The 17,097-nt window shown below is 44.7% G+C and carries 12 protein-coding genes and 5 tRNA genes; 6 read left to right on the forward strand and 11 right to left on the reverse strand.

From position 1 onward, the window contains the following. Nucleotides 1–526: 526 nt before the first annotated feature. Nucleotides 527–617, reverse strand: a tRNA-Ser gene (locus L5M17_RS16305). Between the two features lie 221 nt (nucleotides 618–838). Between L5M17_RS16305 and L5M17_RS16310 the strand changes: the two genes are divergently transcribed. Continuing rightward, nucleotides 839–2,572, forward strand: coding sequence for an AAA family ATPase (locus L5M17_RS16310; protein WP_113940941.1), 1,734 nt, complete (start codon nucleotides 839–841; stop codon nucleotides 2,570–2,572). Between the two features lie 74 nt (nucleotides 2,573–2,646). Then, nucleotides 2,647–3,162: a bifunctional 3-hydroxydecanoyl-ACP dehydratase/trans-2-decenoyl-ACP isomerase gene (fabA, locus tag L5M17_RS16315; RefSeq protein ID WP_198574003.1), complete on the forward strand. Its 516-nt coding sequence runs from the start codon at nucleotides 2,647–2,649 to the stop codon at nucleotides 3,160–3,162. Nucleotides 3,163–3,269: 107 nt separating this feature from the next. On the opposite strand, the gene rmf is transcribed toward fabA, so the two are convergent. The 5 genes from rmf to rlmKL form a co-directional block, all read right to left on the reverse strand. Next, nucleotides 3,270–3,446, reverse strand: coding sequence for a ribosome modulation factor (rmf, locus tag L5M17_RS16320; RefSeq protein ID WP_006082074.1), 177 nt, complete (start codon nucleotides 3,444–3,446; stop codon nucleotides 3,270–3,272). Nucleotides 3,447–3,633: 187 nt separating this feature from the next. After that, complete coding sequence (locus tag L5M17_RS16325; protein ID WP_173497385.1) at nucleotides 3,634–5,466, reverse strand: DUF3466 family protein; 1,833 nt, start codon at nucleotides 5,464–5,466, stop codon at nucleotides 3,634–3,636. Between the two features lie 28 nt (nucleotides 5,467–5,494). After that, nucleotides 5,495–7,420, reverse strand: coding sequence for an ABC transporter ATP-binding protein (locus L5M17_RS16330; protein ID WP_173497384.1), 1,926 nt, complete (start codon nucleotides 7,418–7,420; stop codon nucleotides 5,495–5,497). A gap of 1 nt (nucleotide 7,421) precedes the next feature. Continuing rightward, entirely contained in the window at nucleotides 7,422–7,676 is a 255-nt protein-coding gene (locus tag L5M17_RS16335; protein ID WP_168827464.1) for a glutaredoxin family protein, read from the reverse strand. Beyond that, nucleotides 7,669–9,798 (reverse strand): bifunctional 23S rRNA (guanine(2069)-N(7))-methyltransferase RlmK/23S rRNA (guanine(2445)-N(2))-methyltransferase RlmL, encoded by a 2,130-nt coding sequence (rlmKL, locus tag L5M17_RS16340; RefSeq protein WP_263148520.1) that lies wholly within the window; start codon nucleotides 9,796–9,798, stop codon nucleotides 7,669–7,671. The genes L5M17_RS16335 and rlmKL overlap by 8 nt, the downstream gene beginning before the upstream one ends. 257 nt (nucleotides 9,799–10,055) lie before the next feature. On the opposite strand from rlmKL, the gene L5M17_RS16345 reads away from it, so the two are divergent. From L5M17_RS16345 to L5M17_RS16360, 4 genes are all read left to right on the forward strand, one after another. Next, nucleotides 10,056–10,132, forward strand: a tRNA-Met gene (locus L5M17_RS16345). A 145-nt stretch (nucleotides 10,133–10,277) separates the two neighbouring features. Further along, nucleotides 10,278–10,354, forward strand: a tRNA-Met gene (locus L5M17_RS16350). Between the two features lie 156 nt (nucleotides 10,355–10,510). After that, a tRNA-Met gene (locus L5M17_RS16355) sits at nucleotides 10,511–10,587 on the forward strand. A 145-nt stretch (nucleotides 10,588–10,732) separates the two neighbouring features. Next, nucleotides 10,733–10,809: transfer RNA gene (locus L5M17_RS16360), tRNA-Met, on the forward strand. A 407-nt stretch (nucleotides 10,810–11,216) separates the two neighbouring features. On the opposite strand, the gene L5M17_RS16365 is transcribed toward L5M17_RS16360, so the two are convergent. From L5M17_RS16365 to dnaX, 5 genes are all read right to left on the reverse strand, one after another. Continuing rightward, complete coding sequence (locus L5M17_RS16365; RefSeq protein WP_263148521.1) at nucleotides 11,217–11,426, reverse strand: hypothetical protein; 210 nt, start codon at nucleotides 11,424–11,426, stop codon at nucleotides 11,217–11,219. Nucleotides 11,427–11,658: 232 nt separating this feature from the next. After that, the gene (locus L5M17_RS16370; protein ID WP_113940894.1) at nucleotides 11,659–12,150 is read right to left on the reverse strand and encodes a GNAT family N-acetyltransferase; all 492 of its coding nucleotides are present in this window, start codon (nucleotides 12,148–12,150) and stop codon (nucleotides 11,659–11,661) included. A gap of 437 nt (nucleotides 12,151–12,587) precedes the next feature. Continuing rightward, entirely contained in the window at nucleotides 12,588–13,187 is a 600-nt protein-coding gene (recR, locus tag L5M17_RS16375) for a recombination mediator RecR (protein ID WP_006082081.1), read from the reverse strand. 12 nt (nucleotides 13,188–13,199) lie between these two features. Then, complete coding sequence (locus L5M17_RS16380) at nucleotides 13,200–13,529, reverse strand: YbaB/EbfC family nucleoid-associated protein (protein WP_028759630.1); 330 nt, start codon at nucleotides 13,527–13,529, stop codon at nucleotides 13,200–13,202. Nucleotides 13,530–13,752: 223 nt separating this feature from the next. After that, complete coding sequence (gene dnaX / locus L5M17_RS16385) at nucleotides 13,753–17,067, reverse strand: DNA polymerase III subunit gamma/tau (RefSeq protein WP_263148524.1); 3,315 nt, start codon at nucleotides 17,065–17,067, stop codon at nucleotides 13,753–13,755. Between the last annotated feature and the right edge of the window lie 30 nt (nucleotides 17,068–17,097).

Here is a 17,097-nt window from a genome sequence, read left to right on the forward strand (position 1 = left end):
AGTCACCCTGATGGGAGAATTGTTCGGCCGTATGATCCAAGACTGTCGAGAATCATACGTCGCACCATCCTAGTGCAAATTTTAAAGACCATAAAAACCATTAACTTGGCCACAAACTTAGTGTAGACCATAAACGAGAAGCGCGGATAAAAAAGCCCATTAATCAGTAGCAGTCACTGATATCAGAATGAAGAATCTAGGGTTAACACAATGAACAATCATGACAGATAGTCTTTCCCTAAAGCATGGCACTGACGCCACGTTTAGGGTCAAAACCTAAGAGCGGAAATAGCACAAATGCAAAACGCCGCTAATTGCTTAGCGGCATTTTAACTAAATATGGCGCAAGAGCAGAACTTAGAATGAGGAACCTTGGTTCAAATTGCATAAACAAAAAAGGCCATTATTACTGATGGCCTTTCTCGTGAATATGGCGCAGGAGCTGCGCTTCAAATCAGGAACCCAAGGGTTCAAACTGTATAAATGCAAAAAGCCGCTAATTGCTTAGCGGCTTTTTGACTAAAAATGGCGGAGGAGCAGGGATTTGAACCCTGGGTGGGCTATAAACCCACGCCGGTTTTCAAGACCGGTGCATTAAACCACTCTGCCACCCCTCCGAACGCCGAAAATAATATAAGTATACCGCTAACTTGTAAACCTCAATTTTTAAATATCGAGTCAAATGCTCAACTTATGTTCACCCCGATGTTTTTTACAACAAATACATGGCCAGTTTCAACGAATAATCGAGTAAACAGAGGTAAAAACACCTATACAGTGAGAGACTTGTCGTCTTGGTATGGTAAAATCACTGCAACTTTTCACGGTAAATGCTTATATGAATTCACTCTTGATACCCACGTCTTCACTCGCACCTGAATTTAGCCTGCCAACCCTTCCCGAAACGGCTGACAATCTAAGCGCATTACTCTTAGGACAAGAGCGTGCTGTGGATGCGTTTAAACTCCACCAAGCTATTGTCGATCAGCACTTGTATCTGGCTGATTTCCCGAGCATTGACCGCCAATTAATGATCCAAGCCTGTATTGATAGCCTAGCGCCGTTATCTCCAGCTTATTTAGTGGCAACACGCCCGACTGACAAAGCGGCAACATTTCAGTGGCAATCAGAGAAACCACAGGAAAATCAGGTCAGTATTGCCGAAAAAACGACTCGCTATCGCTACCTCAGTGGTAATATTCGCCGTGTAGACCTCATTGGCCGTATGGCACAAACAGGAACAACAAGCCAGTATCAAGCTGGTGCTCTGGCCGAATGTCATTATGTATTTATTTGCGCCGAGTCACTTTGGAAACGTGAAGGTTTATGGGAATTAGTGATGCAAATCCTCACCCATAAAGCGTATCAGATTAGCAATAACCTAAGTCCTATCCCGCTCAATTGTAAAATTGTCCTTATCGGTGCAGGAATGATTTATAGCCAAGTCAGAACTGAGGATTGGCAATTTCAACGTCACTTTACCCTACTAGCAGAACTCGCTAGCGAAATCGACTTGGTCCGTTATACAGAGTCACAATACGTCGCATGGTTACAAGCGGTTGCACAAAGTGTCGAGGTCACTCTAGAACAATCAAGCCTAGCGCCACTTTTTCGTTATAGTGCACGGCTAACCGAACATCAGCGCCGCCTCAGTTTGTCTATGCTCGAGTTTGCCCAACTGATGGTACAAGCTAAAGCCTATTGTGGTAAACCGAGTATCAATGCGAGCAGTATTGAGCTCGCGTTAGCCCAAGCCAACTATCGTCATAACAGCTCGGAAGAGTATTCAGGTCAAAGCTTCGATGACAACTTCATAAATCTGCCAACTTCGGGTGCTATGGTTGGTCAGATCAATGGTTTAACTGTCATTGATGCCATCGATTACAGTTATGGTGAGCCTGCGCGGATCACGGCATCTGTTCACTATGGTGATGGTGAAGTCGCCGATATCGAAAGAAAATCTGAACTTGGTGGCAATATACATGCCAAAGGAATGATGATCCTTTCTGCCTGCTTGTACCGTATCTTTGGGCGAGATGCACCATTACACCTAAATGCCAATATCGTTTTCGAGCAATCCTATCAAGAAATTGATGGTGATAGCGCATCACTCGCCGAATACTGCTGTTTGATGTCAGCGATTGCTGAACAACCCATTATTCAGTCACTGGCAATAACTGGTGCATTGGATCAATTTGGTAATGTGCAAGCGATTGGTGGCATCAACGAGAAAATTGAAGGCTTTTTTAATCTGTGTGAACGTCGTGGTCTCACGGGAGAACAAGGCGTTATTATGCCCAAATCGAACGTGTTACAGCTTAACCTCAATCCCAAAGTGATTACAGCTGTAGGCAAAGGCTTATTTCACCTCTATGCAATCGAGCATATGGACCAAGCTGTTGAGCTATTAATGCAAATGCCTGCGGGTGTAGCCGATGAAGATAATGATTTTCCACATGATTCATTATACGGCCTTGTACAGGAACGATTAGACAAGCTCGCAGGAAATGGCGAGGAGGAAATCGGCATAATCACGAGATTACTCGCAAAATTGGGATTTTTTCGCCGCTAATTAGCTGATCGGAGTTGTTTAGCTTACACGTGTTCGCTAATCTTGGCGGCTCTTATTGCTGGAGTAGTAAAACAATGAACAAAGCAAACAGTTTCAATAAAGAAGAACTCATCGCCTGTGGCCATGGGAAATTATTTAGTCCAAACTCACCTCGTCTGCCTGTCGATAACATGCTGATGATAGATAGAATCGTTACTATCAATGATAATGGCGGTGAGTTTGGCAAAGGTGAAATTGTCGCTGAACTCGATATTAATCCAGACTTATGGTTTTTTGACTGCCACTTTATTACCGACCCGGTAATGCCTGGTTGTTTAGGGCTAGATGCCATGTGGCAACTCGTTGGCTTCTATTTAGGCTGGGAAGGCGCGGAAGGCAAAGGACGTGCTCTGGGTGTAGGTGAAGTGAAGTTTACGGGTCAAGTATTACCAGGCGCTAAGAAAGTCACTTATAAACTCAATATTAAACGTACTATTCACCGTAAACTGGTGATGGGTATTGCCGATGCAATCCTTGAAGTTGATGGCCGTCAAATCTACAGTGCAACCGATCTTAAAGTCGGTGTCTTTAGCGATACGTCTACATTCTGATCAGTCTTACTCCAATACACTGAAGATATAAAAATGCCCTCATCTGAGGGCAATATGCTGCATTACTTTGCTTGTTCTGGGCTATTTAATTAATGAGTAAAACTCAATTATTTATTAAATAGCCCATTAACTCGGCCATCCACACCTTCACGCCAACCGCCTAACCACTGCGATCGCGAATCAAGATTTGCATATGGACAGAGCTCCTTAGAGCGTCCACCAACCCCAGCTTGGAATCCTTTTGAAAAAGCTCTGTCTAAACGATCTCGTTTTTGTCTTTTCATGCAAGCGTCCTCTGTTCTACATAAAATAGAAGCAAAAGCTTCACCCATAGAAATAGTGCTTTTTGACGCCAAGATCAATCAAAAAATCGGCTATTATACTGACTATTTATTAAACTATTGAGATCTTAGCGAAAAAAAATCGAGGCATTTCGCCTCGATTTTTTTAGTCTGAATTGAAGCTTAAAACTTAACGAATTCGACGACGGAACCACACCAATGGCAAGGCAAATAACCAAGCTAACGTTGCTGCACCAGAACGCTCAAAATTACCGGTATCGGTACTATCTTCAACAGTACAAGCTTCACCACTGGTAGCCGGTTTAAGTACAACCATACGTGGAACATAAGCCGTTACAGGCTCGCCACTACCACTCAGCTCAAATAGCGGTAAGCCATTTTCACCAATAACTATGTTGCCATCTTTATCAAATTGATAAGAAGGTTTACGAATAAAAGCCGTACCTACGATAGTGCCATCTTCATTGATACTCGTACCTTCAACCACTAAAATATCAGCGTTATATTGAAGAATTTTACCCGAGCCATCCTGAACTTCGACCTGATGACGTGCCCAGCTACCATCGTTTGATTTTTCATACCCCTTAGACTCGCAGGTCAGCAATTTATTGATATTGCTAAACTCACCCGTCGACTTCTCATACAGGAAACCCGCTTTGGGGCGTGGCTTCTCTTTATCGTAAGTCGTTTCAACGTAACCAACTACTTGACCTTTATTGTTAATATCCTTGGGTTTACTCGAAAGATCCGTTGCCGTTGAGGCAAAATCATTAGGGGTTACATAGCCAACATCGGGTGTATTAGTATCAAAATAGAAAAACTTGTCGCGTAAATAACCTTGAATATAGCTACGATAACTACCGACAAGAATACCACTATCATTGATGTCATAGGCAATGGAACTTGAAATCGATTCGCCCATTGGGATCCAGTGGTATTTATAATTACCTTCGGCATCCTTAGCCCAATAAGCCGCATCTTGGTGCAACTTATCTGTATTGTTGTTACGATAAACGTGCGAACGACCAACAACCACGCCGTTATCATTCACGCCGAGCGCCTGAGCAGTAAAGGTTAAGGTGTTATCAGCTTTAGGCGTTAACCCTAAAGGCAACTCAATTCCCGTAGCGATATTATTGTCGATTTGCCATACATAGGCACGCGTCTGGTACTGAATGTTACGCGTACCCGTAGAGTTCGGATATTGCTCACGTTGTACACAAACATCCAATGGCAAAGTATTATCCGAGCCTAAACAATAATTAACACGATCACTACCATATTTACTGATAGCAGTACTGGCATAACCAGCCACTAAGTTATTATTATTAATAGCTGTAGCAGCAGACCATCCACCTAACTCTGCGGTTTTAGTCTTATCAGCATTAACAAATTGCGTGTAGGGAGGAACTAATGGAATTTCAGTGCTCCCCACTTTTACAACACCGCGGAACTCATAGTCGCGGTAATACCAATAATCATCGGTAACATCAGTAGTTGCAGTGTTCTCTGTTTTCTTTTCAGGCGCAGTCATGCTGCCCACTTTAATACCGGCATCATTAATACCGTAATAAAAGGTATCAACAGAGTTAATCACAGCAGTATCATTTGGCGGTGTAGTACCATTAATGCTGTCGAATGTCGGTAACCAAGCCCCAGCTGCACCATTTTCTGCAGCAATAAAAGCAAAGTTATTTGCAACAATGGCAGCGGTAATAGAATAAGTAATGGTTTCTTCTGGTGCGATACCGTCGGCAACATCAATCACGCCGCCTTCGACATCTGAACTGCTGAGTTTTTTCTTACCCTTTGAAATACCGACTAATTCACCACTAGCATTCACACCTAAAGCATAACCGTTACGAGTGCCTTCAAGCGTGCCCTGCAGGTCATAATTATCGATGTTAACGATTTCATAGACAGGTGCAGCATGGGCACTGTTTAATACACCAAGGACACCTAAGGCAACCAAGGAAAGGGCTTTATCCAACTTTGACTTCATTAATTCTATTCCCATTTTTATTATTGGTTTACTTCAGTGACTCAAGCTCTTCCCAACGCTCGAAGCAAACTTCCAATTGCTTTTCTTTATCAGCCAACTGACTCAATACCTGATTGACTTTATCCTGCGCCTGACTATAAAAGTCTGAATGTCCAATAGTGGTCTGCAATGCGAGAATTTCTGCCTCCAATTGCTCCATCACATTAGGTAGCGACTCTAACTCACGCTGTAGCTTATACGACAGTTTTTTTACCGCTTTCACAGGTTCTGCAGTTTTAACTTCAACGGGTTTAGTTTCAACCGCAGGAGCTTCGACCGCCTTTTGCGAACTAGGTTCCTCAGAATAAAACTTTGCCCCTTGGTTCACGGCATCTTGATAACCACCTACATACTCGCTCCAATGGCCATTACCCGCATACCACCAGCTACTGGTCACAGTATTGTCGATAAATGCCCTATCATGGCTCACTAGCAACAACGTACCTTGGTATTCAGTGAGCAACGACTCTAGCAATTCTAAGGTCTCAATATCAAGATCGTTAGTTGGCTCATCGAGAATGATTAAGTTTGCAGGGCGAATTAATAACTTAGCCAATAACAAACGGTTCTTTTCACCACCCGACAGCGCTTTCACTGGCGTTCTGGCGCGCATAGGCGAGAACAAGAAGTCCTGCAAATAACTTAATATGTGGCGGTCTTGACCATTGATCGTGATGGTCTTCTTACCTTCACCAACGTTATCTTCAACGGTTTGCTCAGGATCTAACGCTTCGCGATATTGGTCGAAATAGGCGATTTCTAACTTAGTACCAACTTTAATTTCGCCCGATTGCGGTTGCAGTTTCTCGATTAACAGCTTGATCAAGGTTGATTTACCACAACCGTTTGGCCCAATCAGCGCAATACGGTCACCACGGATAACCGTCGTATTAAAGTTTTTAACCAGATTTTTATCGGGCAGATTGAAGTTAAGATCGGTCACATCAAAGACTAACTTACCAGAACGTTCAGTATCCGATACTGCCATTTTAGCATTGCCTTGACGATTCAGACGTTCACTTCGCTCTTCACGTAAAGCCTTAAGTGCGCGAACTCGACCTTCGTTACGGGTACGTCTGGCTTTAACACCTTGACGGATCCATACTTCTTCATCGGCGAGACGCTTGTCAAACAAGGCATTTTTCTCGGCTTCGACGCGCAACCATTCTTGCTTACCATCAAGATACATTTGATAGTTGCCCGGCCATGAGGTCACCACACCACGGTCTAAATCGACAATCCGCGTCGCCATACGGGCAATAAAGCCCCTATCGTGGCTGATAAAGACGATAGCGCCTTGATAATCGAGTAAAAACTTTTCAAGCCACTCGATAGTGTCTATGTCTAAATGGTTGGTCGGTTCATCAAGTAACAACAGATCTGGCTCGCTCACCAGTGCTCTGGCTAACGCCACTTTACGCTGCCAACCACCCGATAACTCGCTCAAGGATTTGTCAGGATCGAGTCCTAATAATTCGCAGTTTTGTTGGATGCGAGAATCTAGCTGCCATCCATTATAGTGGTCTAAGGTTTCTTGCAGACCTTGCATTTCATTCAGCATACGATCCATTTGCTCAGGATCGGCATGGGCCACATCGTGGGACAGTTGATGATAACGCTCAAGCGCCTCGCCCACTTCCTTTAATCCCGCAGCAATATAAGCGTATACCGTGCCTTGCTCAGCCTTTGGCGGATCTTGTTGTAGACGGCTAACGGTCACATTACCAGCGATGTTGAATTCGCCTTCATCCAGCAGTACATCACCAGATAACACTTTTAATAAACTCGACTTGCCAGCACCATTACGGCCAACAATACACACGCGCTCACCGCGTTGAATAGTAAAATCCGCTTTTTGTAACAACGGAGTGTAACCATAGGCTAAAGAGCCACTATTGATACGAACCAGACTCAAACTAAGCTCCTGTAAACTCTTGTAATTGCGTTGCGTTAAATGGCCAATGTAATTCTCTACCATCCCAAGCTTTAAGCACAGGGATCGATACGCCATAACGCTGCGCGAGGTATTCATCGTCACAAATATCTATGGCCCGATAGCCAATGTCAGCCGCGTCCAGTAAGGCCGCGGCCAGTTCACACAGATGACATCCCTCTGTGTGATATAGCAGATAATGCCTGTTATCTAATTCTGCTTGAGTCAACTCAGGCATGGGTGATAAGCCAGGTATTATGGATATGTGGATTACGTTTGTAGTCCATAGGCAAAGTCACGTCATCAATGTTCTTCACATTAATGTTCATCTTTGTCAGTGCCTCTATGTCCATCTTAAACTTACGTTTATTATTAGAGAACACTAGCTCGCCTGTTGGGCTGAGCAGTTTCACTAAGGATGCCAGTAAGTTCACATGGTCTCTCTGCACATCGAATGAATCTTCCATACGCTTAGAATTTGAGAAGGTCGGCGGATCGATAAAAATCAGATCGTACTTTTCACGGCAATCACGGATCCACTGCATGCAGTCAGATTGAACAAACTCATACTGCTTACCTTGCAGTCCATTGAGTGCAAAGTTGTCCTTCGCCCAAGCAATATAGGTATTTGACATATCCACCGTCGTCACCGATTTAGCCCCACCAAGCGCCGCATGCACAGAAGCAGAACCTGTGTAAGAGAACAGGTTAAGTACCCGGCGTCCCTTAGATTTTTGACCGACTAAACGGCGTGTCAATCTGTGATCGAGGAATAAACCTGTATCCAAATAACCGGTTAAGTTCAGTTTGAACTTAGCGCCATATTCGGTAGTGATAAGCTCTAACTTACGCTCATCCAGCTTTTGATACTGACTCGTGCCCTTTTGACGCTCACGCGTCTTCATGATCATCTTATTCGGATTGATACCAATGGCCGACGGCAGTGCTAACAAAACATCGCTTAAACGACGCTTGGTTACGGCTTCAGGTATAGTTGCTGGCGCCATATATTCTTGAATAATCACGTAATCTAAGTATTTATCTACTGCGACGTTATATTCAGGAATGTCGGCATCATAAATACGATAGCTGTCGATGCCTTCTTTCTTGGCCCATTTCTCTAATAACTTGGCATTTTTCTTAATGCGGTTAGCAAAAGCAGGGGCGATATCGGCAATGTCGACGCCGTCTGGCAGCACTGGTGTATCGCGACGTGTACTGGTCGCATGCAAGGTATAAATGTTAAAGGCACATTCTAGGGCGCCGTTGAACATCTTCATCTGTTTGTCGGCTTTAAGCTTAAGTGATGATACCAGCTCGATATCACTACACAGCATGGCCACTTTCCAGCCGCCAAATTCTTTCTTAAACTTGTCGCCTAGCTGATAGTAAAGCTGCAATAACTCAGACACATTGCCTAAACGTTCACCATAAGGTGGGTTAGTGATCAAATATCCACTTTCTGCAGGCGGTGTTATCGTCAACGCATCTGCAACTTGAAACTCAATTAACTCGAGTACACCGGCATTTTCGGCATTACGTTTGGCTAACGCAACTAAGCGAGAATCGATATCTGAGCCGTAGAATTTAATCTCGCAACGTTTCACGCCTAATGAGGCACGCGCTTTCGCTTCTTCAACGATTTCTTGCCACACAGCTTTATCATGACGACGCCAATGTTCAAACCCAAAACGGCTACGCTGTAAGCCTGGGGCAATATCGGCCGCCATTAAAGCCGCTTCAATCAGCACAGTTCCACTACCACAGAAAGGATCGAGCAAGGTCGAAGGCGCTGCTTGCCAGCCACTGCGTACTAACATGTTGGCGGCTAAGTTTTCTTTCAGTGGTGCTTCACCAGTAGTAGAACGATAGCCACGTTGATGCAGTGATGGACCAGAGAAGTTCATCGCAATCGTGATTACGCCATTACGAAAATGGGCATCAACTTTAAAGTCAGCATCGACGCGTGACACATTTGGGCGCTCAACGTCATCGTCCCGGAATCTATCCACAACCGCGTCTTTAATCTTGAGTGCGCCGAACTGGGTATTATTGATAAAACCACCCGTACCATGAAAATCGATACTAAAAGTGCTTTTATTGGAAAAATGCGCCGGCCAATCGACACAATAGGCGGCATTATAAAGTTGCTCTGCCGACTCGCAGCTACCTTTATAGATAACCAACACGATACGGCTGGCTAAACGTGTCCATAAAGTAATCCGATACGCTAAAGCTAAGGGGGCAGTGAAATACACACCAGCAACACTCTCTTTTACTTCAGTCGCACCAAATTCTGTCAGCTCTTGGGCTAAGCTATATTCAAAGCCCTTAGGGGCGGCGGCAAAAAAATTAAGCATGGGATAATCAGTACGCAGTCAAAATCAAAGCGACATTATACCTGCTCGAATACATAAAAGATAAACAGTTATTAGTCGAAACCCCATTTAGTCTCATCCTCGACTTAAGATAATCAACGAAAAATCCCTAACTTATGTTTAAATTGTATGAAAGCCCCCCACTCCGCTTTATATTTAAGCGTTCACCACCTTTTTCGATCTTCGTCCTTGCAATGCCAAGGCGCTGCCGTTATAGTCTGCCCCGCTTTGAAGACGGACGCGGGATGGAGCAGCATGGTAGCTCGTCGGGCTCATAACCCGAAGGTCGTCGGTTCAAATCCGGCTCCCGCAACCACTTTCTATATGTGTTTATAACGAGAAACAGCTTATCGGGCCCAACTCCTTATAAACAACAGGCGAAGGTAGTCAGTTCAAATGCGACTCTTGCAACCAATTCTTAGATGACAGAATTAAAATAGTTATTAACAGCAACAATCGGACGCGGGATGGAGCAGCATGGTAGCTCGTCGGGCTCATAACCCGAAGGTCGTCGGTTCAAATCCGGCTCCCGCAACCACTTTCTACATGTGTTTATAAAGAGAAACAGCTTATTAGCCTCAACTCCTTATAAGCAACAGGCGAAGGTAGTCGCTGATTTAACATTAGCAACCCGGCTTCCGCAACCAATTCTTAGATGACAGAATTAAAACAGTTATTAACAGCAGTAATCGGACGCGGGATGGAGCAGCATGGTAGCTCGTCGGGCTCATAACCCGAAGGTCGTCGGTTCAAATCCGGCTCCCGCAACCACTTTATATATGTGCTTATAACGAGAAACAGCTTATCGGGCTCAACTCCTTATAAACAACAGGCGAAGGTAGTCAGTTCAAAACAGGCTACCGCAACCAATTCTTAGATGACAGAATTAAAACAGTTATTAACAGCAACAATCGGACGCGGGATGGAGCAGCATGGTAGCTCGTCGGGCTCATAACCCGAAGGTCGTCGGTTCAAATCCGGCTCCCGCAACCAATTCTCTTTGTGAAAGAGAAAAATAACCAGCACAAGCTGGTTTTTTTGTATCTAAAATTCGTAATAACCCTCTGTAAAATCCTAACCAGATCACCATGGTAGCTCATCGGATTCAACGACCTATAAACAACCGATGAAAGCCATCAGTTCAAATCATCTTCAACAACAGCGTCCAAAATAAGATTTAAACTGTTCAGCTGACATCAATGCATTTTTTGGATGTCAAATTTCGCCATAAAAGTGTCGGACAATATGACTCCTGCCATAGCACCAAAGGAAACGGTGAAAATCATGATGAAAGGTAGAGGTTTCAAATAAGCGGAAGTCAGAACACCTTGACCGAACCAGTGCAGTAATAAACCAAGGACCATGACACCAAAAGCGAACTTATTCGCGGCAAAAAACATCTAGATTTCGAACGCCCACAACTCTTTATTTTCCTTAAATTGAGCGAAACCGAAATAGAGATAAAGCAGTAATGCCACTATAGCGAGAGTACAAATACTGAGTGCATAGCTTAATTGAGAAGCCCTAGCCAATACTTGATAGCCGATACGTATGGCATAAATACCGACACCCAACCAAAGTATAAGCAGCGGCAATAAAATGAGTCCCATTTTTATCCTTAAAAGTTGAGATAGACATACACTTAACACCTAAAGCGAGCTCTGAAAATGAGCGCTTAATACTATTCCAAGATCTCGGTTCGTAAAGTGAGATCTTGAAGTAAGTTCTTAAATTGAGCGCTTAGAACAAATTCTTAAAGTTAGTACTTGGAGTGCGTATTTAAAGTTCGTTCTTAGAGTGAGCGCCTTAAGCAACAGCTAAAATAGCACCGAGATCAGCATGCTATTTTAACCGCGCCATATGATACACACTGACAAACTCACCATTTCTAAAAGCAAAATCTTTCGACTCACCTTCCATTACAAAGCCAAACTTTTTATATAGACCAATGGCGGCATGATTATCGGTATAAACCGTTAATTCAATTCGTTTTATATTCATCCATTTATCGGTAAGCTCAAGCATCGCGTTAATCAAGGCACTGCCTACACCGCGGCCTTGCCAACTGTCTTTTACACCCATACCAAAGGAGGCAACATGCCTACGGCGAGGTTGCTCATACACTTCAAAACCCAACTCACCGACAATTTCACCTTCAATCTCTGCGACATAACGATGAACATGATTCGATGTTGCTGCAAGACGCGCCTCCCATTTATCGGTCGATGGCAAAGGTAATTGCAAGGTACCGGCATAGGCATTTGGACAGGCATATACTGCTTGAATGGCTGCAGCGTCACTCTTCTCTGCATGCCTAATCGTAATATTTCCCAATGAGTCCCCTCTCTGGTTTTCAAATAAAAAAGACGTGACCAATTCAACGTACACAAAGCTAAGCACACAGGTCTAAGCCCAACGAATTGACTTAGGCATGCTGTGGATCACTGTGATTATGCAACTCAACCCGATTATTATTAAACCGACTTTACGGATGAAGTTCACATAAGACAAGTATGAAATTTAAAAAACTATTGATAAACCTGGATTTTATATAGATATCAATCAATATAGGAATTGAATCAACCACCGCCCTGTCTCCATAACCCAGCCTCAACACCTAGGTTGCAACTCTGGGCAAATAAAAACCCGCTCAAGATAGGATCTTGGCGGGTTTATAAGATTCAGGCACTAAGGTGATAATCGAGTTGAATACTTCAACCTTCAATTAATCCAATACAATCAATAGTATGGATCTAATATAAACTGTTTAATTAGAGCGGTAAACGACCATTAAATGACAAGGCTAACGTTGTGCTATCCACGTATTCAAGCTCTCCACCAACGGGTACGCCGTGGGCGATGCGACTGATCATCACCTTATGGCGTCTGGCCATATCAGCAATAAAATGCGCTGTGGCCTCGCCTTCTACCGTCGGATTGGTCGCTAAAATCAACTCGGCAACATCACCCGAAGCCAAGTGGCGCTCGAGTAACGCTAAGCCTAACTCTTCTGGCCCCACGCCATCGAGTGGCGATAAATGACCTAAAAGCACAAAGTAGCGACCAGTGAAATGTCCACCCGCCTCAATGGCTAACACATCGGCCGGCGTTTCCACCACACAGATGGTGGAAGACGTGCCGCGTTTATGGCTAGCACAAATCGGACAGAGGGTTTCTTCAGTGTAGGTTCGGCAAGACTGACAATGACCGACGTCACTCATAGCACTGGACAGCGCACTGGCTAATTTAAGCCCTGCTTTTCTGTCACGCTCGAGTAACTGAAACGCCATACGTTGTGCCGATTTAGGCCCAACCCCAGGTAAACAACGCAGGGACTGAATTAACTCATCTAACAGTGGACTAAATTTCATCGGCTATCTCAATTAAAATGGCATTTTCATGCCTGGAGGTAATTGCATACCACCAGTGACTTCGGCCATTTTAGTTTTTTGGTTTTCTTCGATTCGACGAGCAGCGTCATTACAGGCCGCAGCAATCAAATCTTCCAGCATTTCTTTGTCGTCTTCCATCAGACTTGGGTCGATTTCGACTTTACGCACTGTGTGCGCGCCTGTCATAGTCACTTTCACCAAACCAGCACCAGATTCACCCACCATTTCCATACGGGCGATTTCTTCCTGCATTTTGGCCATTTTTTCTTGCATCATCTGGGCCTGTTTCATCAAATTGCCCATACCGCCTTTTCCAAACATAGTCATTTCTCTTCTATTAGGGTTAGTCGCAAGCATTAACGCGGCTAATCTTACTTAAATAAATGGGATTGGCAATCAATGCCGTTATCTTGTTAATAAACTTATGATCTCGATGCAGAGTTTCTCAGCAGCATCACTATAAATATGCACTCGAAGCCTAAATTTAAACCACAGCGTTACAAATTAACGATGAAAATTTTACCCAAAGACTCGCCAATAATGGCTAACTCGCAGCCTCAGTTAACTCAGGTAACGCTTGTATTTGCTGACTGCGTAAATTCAACAACTCTGGCGGATATACTAGACTATCGGCATCGAGTTCGGCGCCCATACGTTGGATCAACCATTGCACATTGTCATCATGAATCAATGATTGATGCGCTTGTTGCAGCAACTCTTGGTGGAAACGCTTACGTAACTCTAAGGGCGTTTCCCGCTGTTCATCGATTCCTATGACCACTTGTACCCGTCTTGGGTTCCCGAGCGCGGTAGTTAAGGCTTGCTCAAGCTGCACTATGGCAACATCGGCCGCTAGATGCTTCTGGTTTGGTTTAAGCAGCAACGGCAAAGGATCGCTCAAGGTTTGGCAGACAGAATTAACCGCCAGTTGCCGCACTCGCCCGCCGATCTCTAAGCTCGCCATCAACTTGTACCAATGTAAATCTAATGGATGACCGCTAATAGGTTGAGTCGAACTGAGCGCGACTTGTGTCTCCTGCGTGTGTTCCACTGTATTTGACGCATTTGTCAGTGCTGTTGTGCTAGCCAAAGCAAACTCTGAGGCGGGTATTTCTTCTTGACGTACAGCCTGATTTTGAAGTATTTCCGACTTCAAACTTGATGCTGCGACCTGCCCGTCACTCAGGGATAGAGTGTCATCTTGTGCATGATTAGGTGCGTAACTCACGCCTAAAAGCTCTTGAGCATGACTGGCTTGAACATTCTTTATATCAGCAGCTTGCGCGCTCACCGGCTGAACACTGTCAGTCTTATTGCTATCGACTTGCGTCACTTCGATAGATTCAGCTTCAGGCGCTGCCTCCCAAGGCGGACGATCATCTGCAGCGGACGGTTTGACAGGCTTCTCAGAGACAATTCCAGTTGAGATGACGACTGAAGATACTGCTTGGTGCAAATCGATAGGCTCAAGATCTAAGTCGAAGTCATCATCAAAATCTATCGCTAAATCAGGGTCTAAATCAGATGCTGGATCAACAGAAAATGCCACACTTGGCTGACTCGCTTCAATTTTAGTAACCGATTTAGGTAAGGTTACACCATGTGATTTAGTGTTTGGCGTCTTAAGTTTTGAGTCCAATGACGACTTTTTTTCATCACCGTCCTTAGCACTTAAGGCGTCAAGATCCGATAACAGTGAATCCCGCGCCGCCAACACAGCTGAGAGAATATCATCATCGGCTAAGGATGCAGAAGCGGCTTGTTGTAGCGCTTGGTCTTGTATTGAATCTGATACTGAGGTCTGTGATTGAGTGAAGACTTGAGCCACAGGTGCTGACTGACGATCAGCAGAAGCTTGCATGCCTGCAGCGTTTGAAACACCTACAGAACTTTGAACATCAACAGAATTTATAGCCTCTTTCGAATCAAAGCCATGGTTAAAGTTATCATCATTATAAGCGCCAGAGGAAAAATCAGCATAAACGTCTTGATAGGAATCAAGTGGAGCTGACTCTAGGGCATAATCCTCCATCGCTGAATATGAATGCTCAGCTTCATTTCCATGAATGCGATTAGCATCATGCCCTAGCTCAAACGCGTTGTTATCGATGTTGTTATCGAAGATGTTCTCTGCAGCAAGGTCTTTATCAAAAAGAGCTTTATCTACACTGTCACCACACTCAACAACTGTTGAATTGACAGCAGTTTCAGGCTCTGCCGTATTCACTAGACTCGGTTCGGAAGCTGTTGTGACTAATTCAATTCCTTGAATATTCTGAGTATCAATACTAGCGACCGATACCTCGATACCAGCAACAGATTCTGAAGTGTGTATAAGAGACGCTTGAGCGGTTGATACTGTTTGAGTTTGTGGCTCGACCTCAGCATTCACTATCTCAACGTTTAAGCTGCCAGCGTTAAATCCCTGACTCTGCGCCTGACTTAGAATCACCGCCTGTTCGACAATTAATGCCGCATCCGCTTTGAGCTCAGCATCAAGTGCCTGCTCTGCGGTATCGGCAGGCTCAATTAATGCTGTTTTTTTTTCAGCTGTATGTGATTCAGCAGTATGTGTTTCAGCAAACTGTTGTTCATTTACATCAAGAGCTTGCGCTGCAGCAGTTGCCGCAACTGGTATTTGCCCTGCGGGTAAACTGATCTCAGCGACAGCATCAGGCTGCCAGCGCTTTACTGGCTTTTCCGGCACAAACGCCACAGCGCGTAATAGCGCCATCTCAAGACCCGATTTAGGATCCGGTGCATGGGGTAAGTCTTTGCGGCCTGTTAATAAAATCTGATAATAAAGCTGCACTTGTTCCGGCTTAAGCTGTTCGGCAAAGGCGCGAATTTGTGCGCTATACAAGGATTGCTGCGCGCAAGCGGGGGCAAATTGGGTCAAGGTAATTTGATGTAACAACTCAAGTAAACTGCGTAGCACTTCTTGGGCATCTGCGCCGTACGCGAGCACTTGGGCACAGGTATGCATTAACACACCAATATCGGCATCGGTTAAGGCTTTAAGCAAGGCAACTACATGCTGCTCATCAATACTGCCCAGCATAGTTTGCACTTGAGTGAGCATCACATTGCCGCCACCAAAGGCGATCGCTTGATCGGTCAAACTCAAGGCATCACGCATACTGCCATTGGCGGCTTTGGCAAGAAGCTTTAAGGCTTCAGCATCAAAGGGAAACTGCTCTTGGGTCAAGATATGATTGAGCTGAGTGCCAATTTCGCCTTGGGTAAGGCTTTTTAAATTGAATTGCAAACAACGGGATAACACAGTCACGGGCAGTTTCTGTGGATCGGTTGTCGCCAAAAGAAATTTAACGTGCTCGGGGGGTTCTTCTAAGGTTTTTAGCAGTGCGTTAAAACTGCTGCGCGACAGCATGTGCACTTCGTCGATGAGATAAACCTTAAAACGGCCACGGGTCGGACGATACTGCACATTGTCTAACAGCTCACGGGTATCATCGACCTTAGTGCGAGATGCGGCATCGACTTCAATCAAATCGACAAAACGACCTTGGGCGATTTCCATACAACTGCCGCAAACACCGCAGGGAGTCGCTGTCACACCTTGTTCACAGTTTAAGCCTTTGGCAAAGAGTCGCGCTAAACTGGTTTTACCGACACCGCGCGTTCCCGTAAACAGGTAAGCATGGTGTAAGCGCTGCTGGCTTAACGCATTGGTCAAGGCATGCAAAACATGGCTTTGGCCAACCATTTGATCAAATGTGGCAGGGCGCCATTTTCTGGCTAACACCTGATATGACATGGAACTCCCCAGAGTATGTGATACAAAAGCGGGAGCATGCGCCCCGAGAACTTTGAAAGATAACATGCCATGATTTGACATGCCATCAAACTATCCCAAGGCGCCTTTAGC

It is taken from the genome of Shewanella sp. SW24, assembly GCF_025653395.1.
Taxonomy (GTDB): Bacteria; Pseudomonadota; Gammaproteobacteria; order Enterobacterales; family Shewanellaceae; genus Shewanella; species Shewanella oncorhynchi.